Origin of the sequence: Microcoleus sp. N3A4 (assembly GCF_036701805.1) — a bacterium.
Taxonomy (GTDB): domain Bacteria; phylum Cyanobacteriota; class Cyanobacteriia; order Cyanobacteriales; family Microcoleaceae; genus Microcoleus.
This window is the reverse complement of the sequence record NZ_JAUBRJ010000009.1, coordinates 77,503-98,500: the sequence shown is the minus strand read 5'-3', so window position 1 is coordinate 98,500 and position 20,998 is coordinate 77,503. Positions and strand designations below refer to the sequence as shown.

Sequence of the window (20,998 nt, the reverse complement as noted above, 5' to 3'; positions counted from 1 at the left end):
ATCATAAGACAAACTTCAGGCTTATGCTTGACAGTAAGCAACTAGAGTACCAACGCCCTAGTTTAACGCCGCACAAGAAAACTCAACTGTTTTTACCGCCAAAACCATGATAGAAAAAATTTTAGTAGCCGTAGCCGGTCGCGGCTTGTGCGAAGAGATGTTTAATATGTTGATGGACATCCCTTCCTTGCAACAAACCTCTGTCACCGTCTTGCACGTCGTGCCGCCCCAAGTAACCTCCGATGGCATGGCCGAGAAGTTGGAAGAAGGAGGCAAGATTCTAGCACAAGCAGTCCAGTCTTTGAAAATAGATCCCAGCAAAGTCAATCCCCGGCTCAAACAGGGAGACCCGAAAACCACAGTTTGCCAAGTCGCAGAAGAAGAGCAATCCGACTTAGTGATTATGGGTTCCCGGGGATTCGGACGGCTGCAATCGATTTTGGAAAACTCAGTCAGCCAGTACGTTTTCCAGCTAACATCCCGACCGATGCTGTTAGTAAAAGACGACATCTACGTCAAAAGAATTAAGCGCGTCATGGTGGCTCTCGATAAATCCGAATCCGCCAAACAATCCTTAGAACTAGCCCTATCTTTTGTCAAAGAAGTCACCGGGGGACAGATAATTTTAGTACACGTCACCAAAGATTTGACTGGAAAATCCACCGAAGATTTAACAGCAAGTGCTGAAAAAGACCCCGTATTAGCTCCCGCAGTCGCACTCGCCAAACAAATGGGAATTAGCTACCGCTGCGTGAGTGCCACAGGCAAACCGGGCGAAGAAATTTGTCGGATTGCAGACGACGTGAATGCCGACTTGTTGGTAATCGGTTCCCCGGATCGGCGGCCCAACGTTGCCAAAAACTTTGTGGATCTCGATCGACTCCTGGGAAATTCCCTATCAGACTACGTGCGAGTCTACGCCAACTGTCCCGTCTTGCTAGCCCGCACAGTCGGTTAAACTTTCATTGCTAACAGTTAGCAGCCAACATTCACCAGTTAACAAAAAAAGCGCCTCAGCAAAAAGCTGTTGGCGCTTTTTTTTGCAACCAGCTTGCGCCAGACAGAAATAGCAGCAGTTGCTAATCTTGTTTGCCTTGACGGCTAGCCGTTTGAATGTACAGAATGATTAGAAAAACGCTGGGAACCAATACAAACAGAATGGTTGCCACAAACCCTAATTCGTTAACTTCCATGAAGACGCCCGCCTCTATCGGAAAATAGGAAAACACACAACTAGGATATCACTCAAAGGCAAAAGGCAAACTCGAATGTAGCAGAAGGCAGCACTAGACAATTGAATAGGTAAAAAATCCACATTCAGAATCCAAGAATTTTTATTTCCTTTTGCCCCATGCCCCATGCCCAATGCCCCATGCCCACCGGCAGTTAAGGCTTAGTCTTCACACTCACCGGGCCGTTGACCAAAGCTTGACAAGCCAACCGATAGTTTTCGGGCTTTTTTTTGAGCTTGCGGTTTTCAAAGTCAGTGCGGGGCGAGAGATTTTCACTTCCCTCGACAATTTCCACAATGCAGGTGCCGCATTGACCGTAGCCCCCGCAATTCATCATCTTTCCCGAAAACGTGTACAAGTCGATGCGGTTTTCTAGAGCTTTGAGCCTCAAATTGGCTCCGTCTGCTGCGATGACTTCCTGATTTTCCTTCACAAACTTGATATTAGCCATTGCTGATTTCCTAGGGCGGTAAACGCGAGTCTTTATTAAAAAATATTAACTACTGTTTCGGTTATTAAGAATATTTAGGGCCCAGAAAGTGGAAATTGGTCGCGGGGCAACTCAAAATGCAAAAATGGCATTCCTGATTTTTGCATTGGTGATGTTGACAGGACGCTGGGCGCGCGGGGTCAATCGATTTGAGATTTGAGATTTTAGATTTTGGATTGACCCCACTGATTAATTCGGGGCTTGAGGATTTGAGATTTGAGATGCTTTCGATTGATTCCACGGATCGATCGCGTGGCGGGTACCACCTTTGAAATTCTTGGTCAGAAACCCGGTAGATTCCTAGATTTCTGGTCGCCAAACCAATATTTGGCCCAGAAACCGGGTTTCTGAGTCTCAGTCGTATTTGAGTTGCCCGATACCCGATGCCCCAATGCCGCTGGCCCTGAAAGGACGCGCGCGCGTAGCTATCCCGTAGGGAATCGCCCCAACTCAATCTCAAGGAGCATCCGAAAGGTTATTCGTGGGAAGATTGCTCACAGCCCGCTGGAGAGACGAAAGCCCCAGGTTGTAGGTGACAATTGCCGACAATCTGTTTCTCTCAGCCCTAGTCAAATCAGTTTCCGCCTGAATCACATCCGTCTGAGTACCCACGCCAGCTTGAAACCGCAGTCTCGCCAAACGCAGAGCTTCCCTCGACTGCAAAACCCCCGCCTCAGAAGTTTCGATATTCTCAAAACTCGACTCCAAGCCAAAATAAGCTTGTTCGACTTCCCGGCGCACTTGGTTGCGGAGTTGGTCAAATCGACTTTCGGCGATCGTAATATCAGCCTCCCGCTGTTTGGCCCTGGCGTTCGCCGCGCCCCCGTCGAAGATACTCCAAGTCAGACTCGCCCGGATCGAATACCCGTCGGCCCACCCGCGAGCAGCATACGGATCGGGGTTATCAGGGTCTTGTCCCAGCACGTTGTAACTACCCCCAACACTCAGTTGAGGCAAACGCGCTGCCAGAATCGATCGCCTCTGCTGCTTGCTGATATCCCTCTGCACCAACTGCTGTTCCAACTCGGGGCGATTCTTAAAAGCCTGCACGATACTCTCTTCCAAAGACAGCCTCCAAGAGCCGGCTTGCTCTACCGGGTCAGCCGCCGTCAAGTTCGCCGACTGGCTGATATTCAAAATCTCAGCCAGACGCCGCTGGGCAACTCGCTGATCGCGGCGGGCCACTGACAGTTGCTGCACTTCGTTAGCCAAATTTGCCTGAGCCTGCAACACCGCAAACCGGGTTCCCACCCCTGCCCGTTCCAAAGCTTCGGCATCCCGCAAACTTTGCTGGGCATTTCTCACCGAAGCTTGGCGGATGGCAACTTGTCCGTCCGCGTTTTGCAAGGTGTAGTAAGCCTCAGCAGTGTCGAAGCGGAGTTGCTCGGCTTGGCGTTCCACATCCAGTTCCCGAAGGCGCAACTGTTCCTCTGCCGCGCGGATCGTAGCGTTCCGGCCTCCGAACAAATCGATGTTGTAGCTCAACTGCAAAGTGCTGTTGAGACTGTTGTTGCCGAAATTTGTGCCGGCTTGCTCGGCGGGCTGCCCGGTTCGGTTAGCCAGAGTGTTGAGGCGGCGCTGGTTAGCCCGGATTCCGAGTTCTCCGCCGGCACTGACAGAACGGCTGGCATCCATTTGAAAATTGAGGTCGGGATAAAGAGCAGCTTGTTGTTCGCGCAAAGCGGATCTGCTTTGTTGCACTTGCAGTTCGGCGATTTGCAAAGTTTGGCTGTTGCGGCGGGCGAGGTCGATCGCCTGCTGCAAGGTAATTGACTCAGTTTGCTCGATCGTGACATCCTCGGGCTTTGTCGGAAACAGCAGCGGATTCGGGTTGGGTTCCAGAGAAGCCGGAGGCTTAGTGTCCAAAATGCCCCTCGGGGTGAGAGGGGGGAAACTTTCGTTCGGAGTGCCCCGGATAATTGGTACCGGGGAACTCGGCACCGGAACATTGTTGAGAGGGCTCGGGGAAGGCTGCTGAGCGTCTGTCGGCCCCAAACCTCTGAGAGGCGTTGAACCGCCCTGAGACAGAGTTGATGGGGAAGCCGGAGCCGCCTGTTGAGGCTTTGATGCTGGCTCGGACCCGGTTGGGGGAGTTGATGCGATATTCGCTCCCCCTTGCTGCTGAGACTCGGAGGTTGGCGGGTTAAGGGCGATCGACTCTTCGGGCTCTGATGCTGATTCTGGCGCTGTGTTGGAGGTCGATCGAATATTGGGCCCTAATTCGAGCTGATTGCTAAGGGCCAAACTGTCCTGAGATTGAGCCGGAGACTGTGCTGAAGCACTCTGTGCGGCGTTGCTGAAAGTAATTGCAGCGCCCACTCCGACTACGATGATTTGACGAAAAACACGCATAATTTTTTAATTACTCTGCAATCCTAGAGACAATTTTAGAGCAAGATTGAGGTCTCAAGTTTCTAGTTTGTAGCCTGAACTCGCCAGTTACAAGTCAGAATTACCCTACTCATCTTAACTTTTGAATGTTCGATTCAAAATTTAGAATTTAACTTCAGCAGTTGCCAGACCGATCGCCGCCGAGATTAGTTCCTCTACTCCGCTAACCGGCAAAATCCGGGTTTTCAGCGAGCTGGCTAGCTGTTCGAGGGTCATGTCGTCGAGAAAACGCGGTTCCCCCTGTTTTAGCATCACCGACGGCAGCAGGATGCCATCTCCCAAGTCTCGCCCCTCCAAAGCTTCCAGCAAATCTTGCCCGGTGAGCAAACCCGTAACAGTGATAGTTTGTCCCCAGTAGCGGCTGCACAGTGCTGCCATGTTGACGGACAAGCCGGGAATTTGGTTTAGTTGTTGTACGATCGGCTCAAAAGCTTTTTCTACAGCATTCCCCACCACCCAAACCAACTTTCGCGCAGGCTCGACTTGCATCGGTTGCAGCTTTTCAAAAGCCGTTTCAAACTGCTGGATAAACTGGCGGATCGAACCCACACCGTTACCAATTTGGGGATAATCTTCGTAATCTGCAGCCGACGGCAAATCTAAACCAGCTATTAAAAACCACTCGTCAGCCAGCCAAATACAGCGCGATTTTGAATTCTTTTTCTTTGCCTTTTCGCCGCCTTTTCCTTTACTCAAAAGCACTTGAATATTCTGCACTTGCTCGATGACTTCTCGCGCTTTTTGGGCAGTTACTGCAATTAATTCATCTTCCGCTGGGCGAAAGCGAGTTAAACCCACCGGCACTACAGCCACCGATGCTACAGCGGGAATATTTCCGGTATGAAACTTTGCCAAATCTAACAAAGTGCGTTCTAAATGTTCCCCATCATTAATACCGGGACAAACAACTACTTGAGCGTGAATTTGCAAGCGGCGTTCTTGAAACCATTTGATTTGCTCTAAAATCTTCCCAGCCCGGAGATTTTTTAGCAACCTAATTCGCACTTCCGGTTCCGTAGCGTGCACGGAAACATAGAGAGGAGAAAGCCGCATTTGTTCGATTCTGTCCCACTCTTTTTGAGTCAGATTTGTCAGAGTGAGATAGCTACCGTAAAGAAAGCTGAGGCGGTAGTCATCATCCTTAAGATACAGAGTTTCGCGCTTTCCCGGAGGCTGCTGGTCGATAAAGCAAAAAGGGCAGCGGTTGTTGCACTGAATTAGTCCATCAAAAAGAGCTGTTTCAAATTCCACTCCCAAGTCTTCGTCATAATCTTTTTCTATTTCTAACTTGTGACTTTTGCCTTTGGCATCTAAAACTTCTAGTTCGAGAAATTCATCGGCGCACAGGAATTGATAGTCGATTAAGTCGCGGGGTTTTTGGCCGTTGACGGCGACGATTGAGTCTCCGGGTTCAAATCCCATTTCCGCGCAGATGCTGTCGGGGATAACTTTTGTAATTATGGCAGGTTTGATTGAGGATTCGCTCATACGATCGCGCTGGCTTTTTCAAGTTTGATAAATTGCCGTTCAAAAAAAGATTTTTATTTTAAATTTAGCCTACTAGGCTATCACAATTTATATTATTTGTCAAGCGCGCTATGTCGGGAGAAATAGGTGTTGGTGAAGGGCGAGCGATTATATTTCTTCTGCACTGTCTCCTGTAATGCTGACCTTAAAAAGCTTTCTTTGTTTTTGCTAAATGTTATGGCTTTACTTCACAACTCCTTCCTTGTTAACCTTAAAGTGGTCAACTTTCAAACGAGAACCATCGAACGATCGCACTTCCCAAAACCCAACTCTCCATCTTTATGGTAAAAATATCACTCAAGTTTAACTTACAACCCTAACAGGACTTACGCAAAAATTGGCGTTACACACTACCTATAGCGGTAATGTACACAATTTCCCTACATATAGAGTGGGTGTGTAATTCCTGCCTAAGTTGGGCGAGATTGAACTTTTCGCCATGCTGCACTAATTCGTGTTTTACCTGGCACAATTTCTATCAGTCCTTTCTTTCGCAGGCGAAAAAAAATATTTTTCATATCTTCACCTGAATCGATTCCAATAACTTCTCGACCACTGCGATTAGTAATTTCTTCATGATCTTCCAGGTACTCCATGACTAATCGCTCATACTCTGAATACATTTCATAAATTGAGATTGCATTTTCTGAATCTTCATCAATCATTCCAACTTTACGCCAAGCTGCATTACGTTTTGCTCTTTTAGGAACAGCTTCAATAAGTCTACGGTCTCTTAATCTGTAAAATGCTTGCTTAATAGTTGCTTCTGAACGAATGCCAGTTTCTTTGCGAGCGATTTTATTAGTTATTTCTTTGTGCTTCTCTAAATATGACATTATTGCTGATTCTATTGAAGCTAGAGGTTCGTGCTTAATGTATACAATTAGAGAATTTTCTCTTTCTTCTATTTCAGGAGGTTGTAGTCTTAATTTGGCCATTGCCAGAAAAGCAGTATTGAGACCTTCTCCAACATCTTTATTAGGTGGATCGGGAAATTTGTTGATTATACGAACAATAGCTCCATTCCTGGCATATTGTTCTTTCAGAATATTTTGTACTGTAATGTGACCTGGCAATTTTCCTGGATTTTCAATCTCAATTCTATTGTCGAAAATGCGAATGTGAGTATCAGAAGCTATACTGTAATCTCTATGCAATAAAGCATTTGTTACAATTTCATGAATAGTTTCTTCGGGATATTGGATCTGTTCTAAACCGTGAAGTCCCACTTTAGGAATTTTTTCAATTATTTCTATTGTTGTAGTTACCGCTTTCTTAATTTGATCGTACAAACAACCTTCGATGGTTATTGGCGAAAAATCAAGAGTGTCTCTTGTTCCCTCGGAATCTTTTGTTTTGTATCTATAAATTTTTACGCCGCAATGCTTGGGGAAAACAGCTTGAGGCTCATCTGCAAATAATAAAATAGCTGCAATTATTGGTTTGTTTCTTTGAATTAATTGTTGTTTTTTTAGCCACAGTTCTGCGTCGGTAGTTGGAACTACAGCGTTAATAAACTCGCTCATAACTTGAGAATCTTTGATTACTTCAATCTCTACATCAATAGTTCTCTTTTCAAATGATTCTATGCCTTTATCGAGTTTTAGTCTTTCTAAAGCTTGCGGAGTTGTAATAGGCAACGTTTGTGCAGAACGTCTCAAATATGGAATACCATCAGAAGCTTCTACTACGCCTCGTGATTTGAGAATAGTTACTTGTAAAACTCGACCTGGATGACCTTCAGCCCTAAGAAATGTATATGAATAACCATCTCCCAGAGGGAAAAATTGCTCAAAAATTTGTAAATGCCCATTGGCAGATTCTTGATCGGCAAAACCTCTCCAATCTTTTGTTTTTGTATTGCTGACAGTCTTTTCATCAATTCCGATATAAAGCTCTCCACCATCAGCATTGGCAAATCCCGAAATAAATTTACATAATTTTCCTGGTTTTACTTCTATCGCCTTAAAGTCGAGAAAATGACTTTCTTCCTTTTGAAGTATCTGATTTAACTGCTCTGTGGTGATTGTAACTACTTCAATTGACATATAGTTTACTTGCTTACAACGTCATAAATTTAGGAGGTTTGCTGTATATTTCGGCTCTGCCATAGCAACATGAAGCTTTCCGCAACCGTAGTCTGCTTGCATATTACTAGCTTGTCTGCGGATGAGCCAGATGAAAGGCTCCCGTCAACAAGGATTTTTCTTGTTCCTTTTTTCGGTATTGACATAGTTTGCTTTAACCCAGCCTACTCATAGGATTATAACGAAAAGACTCAAGCATCTGGTTCTTCAGAAGTTGCGCGAAACCTTGTGATAATTTGACGAATTTCCTCTACCTCAATGTCTTCCCGATCTGATTTTGAGTAAATGTCCAGTAAAACAATCAGCTTGGTGGATGAAATCCAGTAAATTAGACGATAGCCACCACTCTTACCTTTTTTGGTATCGCTGTTTCTAATCCGCACCTTCATAACTGGGGTGCCAATGTCGGGGATTTGATCTCCCAGAAATTCTCCAAGTTGTAATTGTTCAAGCACAGGTTGAATATCTGTTGGAACTTGGCGGTATTTCTTTGCGAGGCTTTTCAGTTTTCGCTGAAATTCAGGTGTGAAACGAATTTCAACGAGGGGCGAATTAGTCAACGTCGATTCCCTCCCAAAGTTGAGAAAGGGGTAATGTTTGTCCAGTCATGGCTTGCTGCCAAGATTGGCCAAAGCTTACTGCTGAAAAATCTGTATCTTCTTCTGTTGTCGTAGCTTGAGTTTCCAGAGAATGGGTGCGTTGAATAATACCGGATAGTGTTTTAAGTAGTTCAATTTGTTCAATCAATGACAGTGACTGAGCAAGATCGATCGCTTGTTGAAGTTGTGAAGTCATAGTAAATCCTCATTGTTTTATTTTAGATTAGTTACCAACGATCGCATACCACAAACTCAGCATCAGGCACAAACTCGCTAAATGTTGTGGAATCAAAGATTTAATTGAGCGCTTGGCAATATTTTGAGTCACAAATATTGTAACTAATAATGATACAATCAAAGTTAAACCTTGCAAGAAACTAATCACCGCTGGATCGCCAATAAAACTCGGTAAATCGTCTCTAATTTGTCCGAAAGTGGCAAAAGCTACAGGAATCACTCGACCGCCTTCCTGCAAACCCAATCGCCAATAGTGAGCCAAACTACCGCCCCAGACTAAGGGTAAATAACCGTAGGCGAGAGAGACAAATGAGAGGGGTTTGTAGGTTGTAAATGGGATGCTTTCTGCTTGTCCCAATCGATAAATTGCCTGCATGACGGCGTAAGCTACTAGGGGAATCATTGGCGGGATAATTAACACCGCGAGCGAAAGTCCTAAATGAGGGATAAATTGGTCTAAATTGATACCTAGCCCTAATAAATCATTTATCTCCGGCAAGCGATGGAGATAGATACCGCTTAGTAATAAAAATAACAGGGCGACTTCATAACTGTGGGGAACGTGGGTAGTCCATAATTCGATTCCGGGAGGGCGCAGATTTAATTCAACCGATCTATGGGGACAAGCTTTTAAGCAAGTCATGCACAAGACGCAATCTTTATTATCAGTTAATTGGGCGGGATGGGAATAAATCGGACATCCATTAGTGGTTAATCCTTCCCCCAAGGCGGGCCCGCCTTTATAACATTGGTAGGTGGTGCATTCCGCCGCGCAGGTTCCTTGTTGGGCGCGCAGTTCGATGATTGAGAGTTTAGCAAATAATCCATTCATGCCTCCGATCGGGCATAAATAACGACACCAAAACCGCCGCTCGAAGATTAGCGAAAAAATTACCGCGCCCGCCGTAATCAGCAATAACAAACAACTGGATAAATAGGCGGTATTTTCTAAATTCCACAACTCTTCCCACAGAAATATCAGGGTAAATAGTCCAAAGAGAAACCAACCGCCCCATTTTTCGGCTTGTTGGCGCGGCCATTTATTGAGAGTTCGAGGAAAAATTTTCAGAGATAGTTTTTGGACGATTTCCCCATAAATCATAAAAGGGCAAAAAGCACACCACAATCGCCCGATGATGGGGAATAATAATAAAATTAACGGCCACCACCACGCCCAAAAGATATTTAGGGCAAAATTATGTTGTCGATCTTGGGGAGCAACAAACAGGATAATTACCACCAATGCAAACACCCAGGTGGTAAACCAATAATTCACGCGATCGGGATACCAATCGCTCCGTAAAAATTGCCGAAATTTTGGATAAATATTTAATAAATTCAGCCGAAACTTTTGTTTCTTCGCTGCCTGGGCCCAAAACACTTCTTCCGTTAATACCTTACTCCCCTGTGCTTGAACTAAGGCGCGATCGACCATTCCCTGCAATTCCTGCAAATTACCTGGAAAATCGTAGGCTTGTAAGCGGCGAATTGCTTCCGGTGTAACTTGGGGCTTGACTAATTTCTTTTTGCGACCAATGATATTGAGATAATAGTTGACTTGTGCCTCTAAATCTGTTTTTCGCACCCGCAAGGATGGGACTTTAATCTTGTGTTGTGTCAGCTTATCTAGCTTGGGCTGCACAATTTCTGAGATTAAAATTATCCGGGCCTTACTAGAACGCGGTGGTCGCGGTATTTGTCCTTCCTTGACAACTGGCGTATAGGTTCCCTCGGTTAATAATTGCTGAATTTGGGGGCATAATTGAGCGGGTAATTCTTGCACGTCATTTAAAATTAACGTCCCTTCTCCCAACCATTCCAACAGCCCCGGTTTGCCGCCCAACCGCCCGAATAATTCCGCTCCATTGCTCTGAAGTAAAGCACTTTTAATCTGAATTATTGGCTCGTTGCGGCGAGGGGAACCGAAATGAATTAAAGCAGCTAAATTATCCTTTTCTAAACCAGGTTCGCCAGAGATTAATACCGATCGGCTGTCACTCGATGCCGTGCGAATTTGTTGGCGCAATTTCACTGCATAACGACTATTGCCAATGACTCCCCGTTTCGCCCTAGGTACTAGATAGCTGCGGAGGGCATTTTGACGCTCTCGTTCGTAGGCAATTTCTGCTTCTAGCTGCTCTAATTTCGCCGCCAAACGTTGAGCGTAGGCTTCGGCGATCCGTGGATATCTTTCTAGCAAACCACGCCAGCGATCGGCACTAATTACCCAAAATTGACACTCTGTCCGAGCAATAATTCGACTATCCGCAGGTTGCGATCGTTGAAGGGCCGATAAATTGACGATCGCCCCCGGCAACAAACTACTCGCCCACATTAAACCCGGTTGTTTGCTGCGGTATCGATCGGCCTGTCCTCGTTCTAGGATATAGAGATTAGTGACGGGCGTATCTTCTATTACCACTCGAAATCCAGGGGGAAAAGTTGTCATCTCCATTTCACCCGCGATCGCCTGTAAAATCTCGCGGGATAATATGCCTAATTCGGTACTCTGTTCGAGCCAGTTAACTAATGTTTTGGTAGACATCGCTTAGCGTCGGCGAAAGCCGAATCGTGGTGGTTGGTGTAGGATATATATTTTTGTGCTACATCAATATTAACTGCTGGGAACGACTAGCATTTTGAGTTTGAGTGCGGTGTTCATTTTCTGTCTTCAGCATAGCCGATCGACACTCCCCGCTCTAATATATTTTTTCTGCACGTCCTCCTGCAATCTGCACATTAAAAGTGATTCCCGATCGCCGAGGCTGCCATCCGAGTCGCACCGCTTGCCGTATCCATTGTGCTGTATCAGAGGGTGTTACTGATTTCACTTCTGGAGTCAAACCTTGAGGATGAGGTCGATCGGTGAGGATAACTAACACCGAGCCCGGTTCTTCAGCGTGTTCGACAGCAACATGAAGATTTCCGCAAGCGTAGCATGATTGTGTATAAGTAGCTTGTCTTCGGATTAGCCAGATGAAAGGCTGCCCATCAACAATTATTTTTCTGGTTCCTTTTTTCGGTATTGACATAGTTTGCTTAAACTCGTTAGCGTAAAGGTAAAAATCGCACTTGCCCTTCCCATTCTCCTTCCAGACTGCACTCAGCTATTAGCAAAATTTCCTCGATCGCCAAACCTACGGAAACACGGCGGCTGACTTAAAATAACCCAGGCATTGCAAGACCTGCTTGCATTCGTTCGTAGGCAAAGTTTGTCATAGTTGCTACATCGTGAGTTAGTACCGCGGGCCCTTGCAGCGCTGTCCATTCTAAGACAGTTGAGTCGTCTGCTTCGATCGACCCCATATCTTGAACGCGGACAATATCAACGTCGGGATTCCGCCGCAGAATACCTCGGACAATCTGATTGTTAAAGTTCTAGTCTGCCAAGAATCGCAGCATATAAAACTACCCTTTTTGGTTGCGTCTTGCTAATAGGCGATCGCGTATTCCAACTGGGTTAAAACGCCTTTCTGCTTCCTGCTGAAGTTCTGCGGCAAGACGTTGACTTTCCATCAGATAAGCGTTAACTTCGGATTGGTGTCGCAAGTAGTAGCCGATCGCAAAATAAATATCGGAAAGTTGAATAGACGGGTACTGTTCCCTGATTTATTCTGCTGTGCATCCTTCAAGAAAAGCTGTAATGAGTGTATCTAGGGTGACGCGGGTTCTGCTAACGCGAATCACACCGTTTGCATCAGCCACCAGCGGAATTGGTTCAGCGGTAGGAACAAGTAGCATTTTCAGATTGATGGCAGTGTTAGTTTTCTCTCTTTAGCATAGCAGTTTGCTAAAGTCGATCGCCTTTACAATCAGGATCGGTTCTGGGTTGTGAATTTAGCTTGGCTGTGAGAGAATATCTATCGGGAGCATCCCAATTTGGTAAAAAGCGTTTTTTTACGAGCGCTCACGTCGTCCATAGCGAACGGCATAAGTCGCGAGCGAGACGCTCGCACTCTATATCATCCAAATATATTATTCTGATGCAACCGTCCACGATCTGAAAGCAAAAATGGGATGCTCCCTATCTATCAAAAATATGTATTTATGAAATTCAAAATTTTGACGGGACTCCTGACAGGGTTAGTTGTTTCTGCCAGCACAACAGCGCTCTTTTGTCAACCCAGCCGTGCGGGAAATCATAGCTTTTTGTGCAACGGTACTCTCAAATATATTAGCACTGGGATTCTGAACGGAGAACCAGTTTTCAATCAGGGGATTCCGATTAATACCAGTTTGAGATTATTAGCATCAGCTCAAGTGGATGTAGGGGTAAAGATTCCCAGTGCGTCTGCGGCGGCTGAACTTAAAGCTGAGGATTTCTTTATTCAGGGTGAGGAAAAATATGAAAAAGGAGATTATCAGGGTGCTGTAGCAGCTTACGATCGAGCAATTGCGCTTAATCCTAATTATGCCGAAGCCTACAACGGCAGGGGACTTGCCCGCTATCGTTTAGGAGACCATAAGGGTGCTGTAGCCGATTACAACGAAGCTGTGCGAATTAATCCTAAATATGCCGAAGCCTACACCAACCGGGGGAATGCCCGCGATGACTCAGGAGACAGCCAGGGTGCACTCGCCGATTACAGCGAAGCTTTGCGAATTGATCCCGACTCTGCCTCTACCTACTACAACCGGGGAGTTACCCGCTCTAGATTAGGAGACAACAAGGGTGCTGTAGCCGATTACAGCGAAGCTGTGCGAATTGAGCCAAACTATGCCTCTGCATACAACAACCGGGGAATTGTGCGCTCTGAATTAGGAGACAACAAGGGTGCTCTAGCCGATTTCAACGAAGCTTTGCGAATTAATCCTAACGATGCCGGGACTTACTTAAACCGGGGAAATATCCGCTCTAGATTAGGAGACAGGAAGGGTGCTGTAGCCGATTACAACGAAGCTGTGCGAATTAATCCTAACTTTGCTCTTGCTTACTACAACCGGGGGAATATCCGTTATGTTTCAGGAGACAACCAGGGTGCTGTAGCCGATTACAACGAAGCTGTGCGAATCAATCCTAAGTACGCCGAAGCCTACATCAACCGGGGGAATGCCCGCGATGACTTAGGAGACAGCCAGGGTGCACTCGCCGATTACAGCGAAGCTTTGCGAATTAATCCTAACTTGGCCTTTGCCTACTTAAACCGGGGCGTTACTCGCTTTCGTTTAGGAGACAGCCAGGGTGCACTCGCCGATTACAGCGAAGCTTTGCGAATCAATCCTAAGTATGCCGGTGCCTACTTAAGGCGGGGAATTGCCCGCGCTGAATTAGGAGAAAAGCCCGGGGCGATGCAAGACTTTCAGAAAGCAGCAGACTTATTTCAGCAACAAGGTGATAAAGATAACTATGAAAGAGCTATGAACAATCTGAGGAAACTTCAATAAACTGCAAAAACTCCCCAAACGTCGAGCGTTCGAGTTGGGAATATCTCGATTTTGTAGGCTATTTTTATCAAAAAATGAAAAGTACGATCGCCCCAAGCTTCTCAAAGGCGCGATCGTACAAAATTATACAGCTACTTCGACTTTCACCTCATCTTCGATCGCGATTTTCTCCTGTAAAAATAGTGCGACTTGCTCCTCAATTTCCCGTCTCACAATATCACGATACTCCACAAAGTGTTCGATTTGCGCGCATACCGCCAGATAACTGCTTACCCCACCGGGATTGTACCGGCACATATTCCACAGATTGCGCCAAAACTGCCAGCGGGTTTGGCGGATGAAACCCTGCCGCCAACAGATAGTCAAAAAGGCACGAATCACGATCCAATCGATCGGTTTCTTTGCCCTTTTCCCTTTTTTCGGATAAGTCGCTTCGCCCAGAATTCGGTAGTGTCGGTAAGCGCGATCGAGAAATTTTTCTGGATCGTACAATTCGTTAAATGCCTCGACAAATTCGCGGGCAATTTCTTCTAGCGGGCGAGTCGGGACAAAGTTCATCAACGTAGTTTGGTTGATATTGGCAGATTTACTGCGAAGCCGCCCTTCCTTTGCCAGTCGGTGCCAGAGTGCTGTATCCGGCAAGGCTTGCAGCATACTGAACAGTGCAGTGGGAATTGAAGTTTGCTCGACAAACTTGACAATTCTCGCCCCTGCACCTGTTTTCTCGCCATCAAAGCCGATGATGAAACCTGCCATGACTCGCAAGCCCGATCGCGTAATTGTTTGTACGGCATCGCTGAGAGAATCGCGCGTATTTTGGTGTTTTTGAGTCAGCTTTAAACTCTCTTCATCAGGTGTTTCAATTCCCAGAAATACAGCACCAAAATTGCATTGCACCATCATATCCATTAATTCTAGATCCTGTGCTATATCGACGGATGCTTCTGTCGCAAAGGAGAAGGGATATTGATGCTCTACCATCCAGGGTTTTAGTTGTTTTAAAAACAGTTTTACATTGCGTTTATTGCCGATGAAATTATCATCAACCATAAAAATGCTGCGCCGCCAGCCTAACTCGTAAAGGCGATTAAGTTCGTTAAGTAATTGTTCCGGCGCTTTGGTGCGGGGCTTGCGGCCGTAGAGAACAATTATGTCACAAAATTCGCACTGAAAAGGACATCCCCGCGAAAATTGTACCGACATTTCGGCATAAGCATCAAATTGCAGCAGGTCAAATCGAGGGATTGGGGTAGTGGTAACATCTGGCCTTTCGCCGTTGGCGCGGAATATGCCAGATTTTTCACCTTTGGCGATCGCCTCGACAAACAGTGGTAAAGTAATTTCACCCTCATCCAGAATCAAATAATCTGTGCCAACATCTGTCACTTCGTTGGGTAAAGCGGTAGGATAGGGGCCGCCCACAGCGACTTGTTTACCCCGCCGTTTCGCTTCCCGAATCTGATCTAATAAATCTTCCTTTTGGACGATCATCGCCGAAAGAATCACCAATTCTGCCCAATCCCAGTCAGCCTCTGTCACTGAACTCACGTTGCGATCGACTAACTTAAATTCCCATGTTTGAGGTAAAATAGCTGCTACAGTTACCAATCCTAGCGGCGGTAGCATGGCTTTGCGATCGAGTAATGCTAGGGTTTTCTCAAACGACCAAAAGCTTTTCGGAAATAGGGGATAGAGGAGTAAAACGTTCATAAAACAAACTCAAAGATAGAACATCCCCTCGTGAGGTCGAATATTAGGATTTAAGATTACCCTAAAACATTGATATTTTAACACTTTTATGCAGCCGATGGCGATCGTTTATATTATGCCCTGCCCTATTCATCGTTGGAGTTATGCAAAATAATTTCATAATGTTCTACCGTTGGGAATGGGTCATAGAAATGATGCAGTAGAGAACGCCACTCTTGGTACTGCGGTGATTGTCGAAAACCCACTGTGTGGTCTTCTAATTTCTGCCAGCGTACAAGCAGAATATATCGATTCGCAGTTTCTAAGCAACGTTGTAGTTCATGGGAAATATATCCTGGCATAGATGAAATAATAGTTGATGCTATTTTGAAAGCAGTTTCAAACTCAGTAACTAAACCCGGTTTAACATCAATAATCGCAACTTCTAGTATCACAGGCTTTATTCCAGATTTTAGGAAATTATAATTATTTTAAAATATCAATAATCGTTACTATGATAGCTAATAAATTAGCTAACCAAAGAGTGTTTGACAAAAAATAATTGAGAGGGAAAAATCGGCGATCGCTTGACTGATGTAACTCGGCATACATCCTCCACGGCTAGCTGCGATTTGAGTTCAAAACTAACAGCTTGTTAGCTCTCAATCGGGTTTTTATGGACGGGCAAGATGCCCGTCCCACAAGAAACTTCAGTCTTGGTGGAACAGGCAAGATGCCTGTTGTGATTGTGTGGAACAGGTATCTTGCCTGTTCTTGTCATAAAAAAACCTACTGATTTACCAATGCGCCACCTGCGATCGCAGTCCAAATCGCTACCCCAAATGCCAGCCTGTACCACACAAAAATCCACGTATTGTGAGTTTGCAGAAACTTGAGCAGCCACGCGATCGAAATATAGGAAAATACAAACGCTGAAATTGTTCCCACTATCAAAGCTACAACTGCACCTTCACCCAATCCTTCACCCAAAGCACTTTTCAATTCCACTAAACCAGCCAGAGTAATTGCGGGAATTCCTAACAAGAAAGAAAACCGCGCCGCTGCTGCTCTTTCTAATCCCATGAATAATCCTGCTGTTAGCGTAGAACCCGATCGCGAAACACCGGGAATTATTGCCATTGCTTGAGCTAATCCCATTAAAATACCATCTTTGACCTCTAATTTTTCGTAATCGCGGTGACGCTTGCCAGTTTTTTCGGCGATTGCTAACAGCAGCGACATGACGATGGAAGCAGTGGCGATCGCACCCAAACTTCTCAGCGGCGACTTGTCAAAATCTGGAACCAATATCTTGATTAGCAGCCCAAAAAAGATAATCGGTATTGTTCCCAAACCAATCCCCTGGGCCATCCGAAACTCTTGGGAATCGTAGTCAGAGCTGGCAATCGCTTTAAATGCACCAATAGCTATAGTTGTCAAGTCTTTCCAGAAATACCAAAGCACTGCCACAATGCTGCCCAACTGAATTACAGCAGTATAAGCAACACCCGGATCTGCCCAGCCTAATGCAAGCGGCACGACTTTCAAATGAGCGCTGCTGCTGATCGGCAAAAATTCTGTTAATCCTTGGACAATGCCTAAAATAATCGCCTGTAAGATATTAATTTTAGCGGGCCCGGAAACATCAGCAGCGGGTGTTTGGGCGAGGAGTAGGTCAAGAAAAGCAGTCATTTTTTGTCAGTTCCCAGTTGTCAGTTCCCAGTTGTCAGTTCTTAGCTGTCACTCAACAGTTATCAGTTAATCTCAAATCCGGTGGATAGTACGGGATATTTGTAGGGACACGGCGCTGTGTCCAAGGCGTGTCAACTTCAGCCTGAAACCCCTGATAAATATCGTTTTTACCTGAGTCTAGATCCCCCTAAATCCCCCTTATTAAGGGGGACTTTGAGCAGACTCTTGTCCCCCCCCTTATTAAGGGGGGCTAGGGGGGATCGAGAGCCTAATCGTCAGACAGCAGATCGGTACTACGTTTGACGTTAAGTTGTTGTCACCAATGGACACGGCGTCGTGTCCCTACCCATAGTCCATTCATTTAACCAGATTCGCTCTGAATCCTACTGCCGATCGCAACTAAAAACAAATTAAAATAGTTGGCCAAAAACCAATTTAACCTACTCACCAGCAAATGCTGGCATTTGCTGATAAGCTTAATAATGTTTTGCACGCTTTTTCGCCACTTTACAGCAACTGCCAACAACCTATGATATTTTCCGATTACCAAAATTTAATTTTTATGGCTGCTTCTGGCAAACGCTGGCTGCGGCGAATCTTGTCTGCTAGTCTTTTAACTGTGACGATCGCACTTAGCTTCATACTGCTGACCGGCACAGCCCCCGCATTCGCAACTCTCACGGACGATCGCTTCGACGGTACAATCTTTGCCCTCTACGCCGGCAACGGTTCCCTAGTTCCTCCTAAAGTCAAACTCACAGATTCTTTTCAACGCAAGAAACCGGCTTTGCTGGTGTTTTATACAGATGATAGCAGCGACTGCAAGCAATTCGCGATCGTTGTTTCTCAACTTCAGGAATTTTACGGCCGCGAAGCCGATTTTATACCTGTATCCATCGATTCCCTGCCTCCCCAACCCTCACCGGAACTCACCAATCCGGGTCATTATTACGAAGGTTTTGTACCTCAAACCGTACTTCTAGACCAATCTGGAAAAGTAGTTTTTAATGCTAAAGGACAAGTGGCATTTGAAAAGGTAGATGATGTTTTTCGGAAAGTATTTGACTTGCTACCTAGAGAAAAATCCATCCCGCTGAAACGCCGCGTCGTGAACGAACTTAATATCGAATTGTCGAAGTAGTCAGTAGTCGGTAGTCAGTAGTCAATAGTCAATAGTAATTGGTTAGTTATTGGTTGTTAGTTGTTGTTAACAATAACAACTAATTACCAATGAGATCGAGTTCGACGGATCTGTTACGATCTAATGCAAGGTCTTGTAGGGGCGGGCTCGCCAGTATTCTCGCTCTCCAAGCCAACAAATTCATAAACCCGCCCTCCCACACTAATCGATCGGATACGATAACAATGAAGTCAGGAATCAAAATCTTATTAATGCTAGTTTTGACTGTATTTTTAGTTTTAGAAACAGCAGAAATCGGACGATCGATAATTAGCGCTTTTGGTGACAGCAGTTCCCACAGGCCTTTAGCTTTAAATCAATATACAGGTGTCGCTTATCTCGAACCAGTTCAGTGTACTGGTTCCCTGCTAACAGGAGGATTGTACATTCTCACGGCGGCCCACTGTCTGAATGAAGGGGGAGTCAAGGTTCCTCCAGAAACGGCAGTCAAAGCAACTTTTACATGGCCCAGGGGTGAAGTCAGCATCCCCGTTAGCAAGTATTACATCCATCCTGGTTGGACTGGTTACGAATCGGAAGTTGGCAACGATATTGCTATTTTGAAGCTGAAAAAAGCGGCGCCGCGAAGTATCGAACAGTACGAGATAAATAGAAATAAAAATGAAATCGGTAAAGTATTTACAAAGGTGGGATACGGATATATCGGTGTAGGTGCGGAGGGACAGGATGAAAATTCTAATTCTGAAGCGAAAAGATATAGCGGTCAGAACCGCTACGATGCGTTAATTGATGTTTTGAAAAATGCTACAGAATCAGATATGTCAGAATTGGTTTTCGGAAGTCAATTAATCTTTGATTTTGATGATGGTACTGCGGAACACGATACTTTTGGGAGGCATTTTTCGAGGTTTGCCGATCGGGGTTTGGGGAAAAATGAGATAGCTACGGCTAGCGGAGATTCGGGCGGGCCTTCGTTTGTTGACGGGAAGATTGCGGGGATTAGTTCTTGGGGTTATAGCGATCGGGGATTTTTCAAAACAAACATCGCCGATGTTGATAATGTGGATGATAACGGCAGTTTTGGGGAAATTTCCGGCGACACGCGGGTATCGTTTTATACTGCTTGGATCGATCGGGTGACAAAAAATCCCTGATAGTGGTTTAGGTTAATTGCGGCATTGTCGCTAAAATCAGGTTTTTTGTGATGCAAATAGTTTCAATCCCTAATAGGGTTTTAGTTTAATTGCGGTCAGAATCGGTATCGCCGTGCGTGTTGCTCTGCGTTTCAATCCCTAATAGGGTTTTAGTTTAATTGCGGCTTCGGATATTGATTAAAGCCGATCGCAAAGATGCGGAACTCGTTTCAATCCCTAATAGGGTTTTAGTTTAATTGCGGCAGTTTATGCGGGAGCAAGTGCTTCGGAAACTTCGTTTCAATCCCTAATAGGGTTTTAGTTTAATTGCGGCCGAGTACTCCCCCAATGGGGTCATAATCTGCAATTCCCGACGTGCGTTTCAATCCCTAATAGGGTTTTAGTTTAATTGCGGCAGGAAATCGGCTGGCAGCTCAACGTGCTCCCAGCGGGCGTTTCAATCCCTAATAGGGTTTTAGTTTAATTGCGGCCCTTAACTAAATAATAAGAAGCAGCTTGAAGAGTGTTTCAATCCCTAATAGGGTTTTAGTTTAATTGCGGCAAAAAGTTCCAGCACTTGCAACTTTCGGTCTCCGGCGAGTTTCAATCCCTAATAGGGTTTTAGTTTAATTGCGGCCCGATCGAGTCCAAATTCGGCCGCATCGTTTATTCCAAGTTTCAATCCCTAATAGGGGTTTAGTTTAATTGCGGCGTAACTGAAGCTTCTGCGGTGTCGGGGAAGATTCCCGCGGTTTCAATCCCTAATAGGGGTTTAGTTTAATTGCGGCACAGAACCGGAACCCCAGGCTGCTGCATCAGCCGCTCCGCCAGGTTTCAATCCCTAATAGGGGTTTAGTTTAATTGCGGCCGGAGCTCGTGAACTTGCGGTGGCAGCAGATTAATTTGAAGTTTCAATCCCTAATAGGGGTTTAGTTTAATTGCGGCTGACGCCCTGGTGATGTGCGAGCTTTACCGCCGCGTTTCAATCCCTAATAGGGGTTTAGTTTAATTGCGGCGCAAAAGCAGGGTGCTGAAAAATTAGAAGATTCAGTTTCAATCCCTAATAGGGTTTTAGTTTAATTGCGGCCGAGTACTCCCCCAATGGGGTCATAATCTGCAATTCCCGACGTGCGTTTCAATCCCTAATAGGGTTTTAGTTTAATTGCGGCAGGAAATCGGCTGGCAGCTCAACGTGCTCCCAGCGGGCGTTTCAATCCCTAATAGGGTTTTAGTTTAATTGCGGCCCTTAACTAAATAATAAGAAGCAGCTTGAAGAGTGTTTCAATCCCTAATAGGGTTTTAGTTTAATTGCGGCAAAAAGTTCCAGCACTTGCAACTTTCGGTCTCCGGCGAGTTTCAATCCCTAATAGGGTTTTAGTTTAATTGCGGCCCGAT

At 45.5% G+C, this 20,998-nt stretch carries 18 protein-coding genes and 1 CRISPR repeat array (1 of these 19 cut by a window edge); of the genes, 4 read left to right on the top strand and 14 right to left on the bottom strand.

The window, feature by feature from the left end; genetic code table 11:
- Positions 1-106 precede the first annotated feature (106 nt).
- Complete coding sequence (locus QUA56_RS07880) at positions 107-958, top strand: universal stress protein (protein ID WP_333355455.1); 852 nt, start codon at positions 107-109, stop codon at positions 956-958.
- Between the two features lie 121 nt (positions 959-1,079).
- Here QUA56_RS07880 and psbM read toward each other — a convergent pair whose 3' ends face one another.
- The 11 genes from psbM to QUA56_RS07825 all read right to left on the bottom strand — a co-directional run bounded on the left by psbM (position 1,080) and on the right by QUA56_RS07825 (position 12,304).
- The gene (gene psbM, locus QUA56_RS07875) at positions 1,080-1,193 is read right to left on the bottom strand and encodes a photosystem II reaction center protein PsbM (RefSeq protein WP_333355452.1); all 114 of its coding nucleotides are present in this window, start codon (positions 1,191-1,193) and stop codon (positions 1,080-1,082) included.
- Positions 1,194-1,386: 193 nt separating this feature from the next.
- Entirely contained in the window at positions 1,387-1,683 is a 297-nt protein-coding gene (locus tag QUA56_RS07870) for a 2Fe-2S iron-sulfur cluster-binding protein (RefSeq protein WP_333339625.1), read from the bottom strand.
- A 495-nt stretch (positions 1,684-2,178) separates the two neighbouring features.
- Complete coding sequence (locus tag QUA56_RS07865; protein WP_333355450.1) at positions 2,179-4,074, bottom strand: TolC family protein; 1,896 nt, start codon at positions 4,072-4,074, stop codon at positions 2,179-2,181.
- 141 nt (positions 4,075-4,215) lie between these two features.
- On the bottom strand, positions 4,216-5,601 hold the full coding sequence (locus QUA56_RS07860; RefSeq protein WP_333355447.1) for a TIGR03279 family radical SAM protein: 1,386 nt from the start codon (positions 5,599-5,601) through the stop codon (positions 4,216-4,218).
- Positions 5,602-6,050: 449 nt separating this feature from the next.
- A complete protein-coding gene (locus QUA56_RS07855; RefSeq protein WP_333355444.1) occupies positions 6,051-7,688 on the bottom strand; it encodes an ATP-binding protein in 1,638 nt (545 codons plus the stop codon).
- Between the two features lie 230 nt (positions 7,689-7,918).
- Positions 7,919-8,287 carry a type II toxin-antitoxin system RelE/ParE family toxin gene (locus QUA56_RS07850; protein WP_333355441.1) on the bottom strand — a complete coding sequence of 123 codons (369 nt, stop codon included), beginning with the start codon at positions 8,285-8,287 and terminating at the stop codon, positions 7,919-7,921.
- Positions 8,280-8,522 carry a hypothetical protein gene (locus QUA56_RS07845; protein WP_333355439.1) on the bottom strand — a complete coding sequence of 81 codons (243 nt, stop codon included), beginning with the start codon at positions 8,520-8,522 and terminating at the stop codon, positions 8,280-8,282. Before QUA56_RS07845 ends, QUA56_RS07850 begins: the two co-directional genes overlap by 8 nt.
- Positions 8,523-8,549: 27 nt before the next feature.
- On the bottom strand, positions 8,550-11,108 hold the full coding sequence (locus QUA56_RS07840) for a sigma 54-interacting transcriptional regulator (RefSeq protein ID WP_333355436.1): 2,559 nt from the start codon (positions 11,106-11,108) through the stop codon (positions 8,550-8,552).
- Between the two features lie 154 nt (positions 11,109-11,262).
- A complete protein-coding gene (locus QUA56_RS07835) occupies positions 11,263-11,595 on the bottom strand; it encodes a hypothetical protein (RefSeq protein WP_333355433.1) in 333 nt (110 codons plus the stop codon).
- Positions 11,596-11,722: 127 nt separating this feature from the next.
- Complete coding sequence (locus QUA56_RS07830) at positions 11,723-11,869, bottom strand: hypothetical protein (protein ID WP_333355430.1); 147 nt, start codon at positions 11,867-11,869, stop codon at positions 11,723-11,725.
- A 303-nt stretch (positions 11,870-12,172) separates the two neighbouring features.
- Positions 12,173-12,304, bottom strand: coding sequence for a hypothetical protein (locus QUA56_RS07825; protein WP_333355427.1), 132 nt, complete (start codon positions 12,302-12,304; stop codon positions 12,173-12,175).
- Between the two features lie 306 nt (positions 12,305-12,610).
- Between QUA56_RS07825 and QUA56_RS07820 the strand changes: the two genes are divergently transcribed.
- Positions 12,611-13,948 (top strand): tetratricopeptide repeat protein, encoded by a 1,338-nt coding sequence (locus QUA56_RS07820; RefSeq protein ID WP_333355425.1) that lies wholly within the window; start codon positions 12,611-12,613, stop codon positions 13,946-13,948.
- 123 nt (positions 13,949-14,071) lie between these two features.
- On the opposite strand, the gene QUA56_RS07815 is transcribed toward QUA56_RS07820, so the two are convergent.
- From QUA56_RS07815 to QUA56_RS07805, 3 genes are all read right to left on the bottom strand, one after another.
- Positions 14,072-15,658, bottom strand: coding sequence for a DUF4070 domain-containing protein (locus tag QUA56_RS07815; protein ID WP_333355422.1), 1,587 nt, complete (start codon positions 15,656-15,658; stop codon positions 14,072-14,074).
- Between the two features lie 125 nt (positions 15,659-15,783).
- Positions 15,784-16,092, bottom strand: a complete 309-nt coding sequence (locus QUA56_RS07810; protein WP_333355420.1) for an antibiotic biosynthesis monooxygenase — start codon at positions 16,090-16,092, stop codon at positions 15,784-15,786.
- Between the two features lie 334 nt (positions 16,093-16,426).
- Entirely contained in the window at positions 16,427-17,329 is a 903-nt protein-coding gene (locus tag QUA56_RS07805; RefSeq protein WP_333355417.1) for an undecaprenyl-diphosphate phosphatase, read from the bottom strand.
- A 562-nt stretch (positions 17,330-17,891) separates the two neighbouring features.
- On the opposite strand from QUA56_RS07805, the gene QUA56_RS07800 reads away from it, so the two are divergent.
- Both QUA56_RS07800 and QUA56_RS36770 read left to right on the top strand, forming a co-directional pair.
- Positions 17,892-18,470 (top strand): thylakoid membrane photosystem I accumulation factor, encoded by a 579-nt coding sequence (locus QUA56_RS07800; protein ID WP_333355594.1) that lies wholly within the window; start codon positions 17,892-17,894, stop codon positions 18,468-18,470.
- Between the two features lie 224 nt (positions 18,471-18,694).
- Positions 18,695-19,624, top strand: coding sequence for a trypsin-like serine protease (locus QUA56_RS36770; protein WP_445242882.1), 930 nt, complete (start codon positions 18,695-18,697; stop codon positions 19,622-19,624).
- 59 nt (positions 19,625-19,683) lie between these two features.
- Positions 19,684-20,998: a CRISPR direct-repeat array (repeat unit 37 nt; unit sequence GTTTCAATCCCTAATAGGGGTTTAGTTTAATTGCGGC); it runs 9,287 nt beyond the window's last position.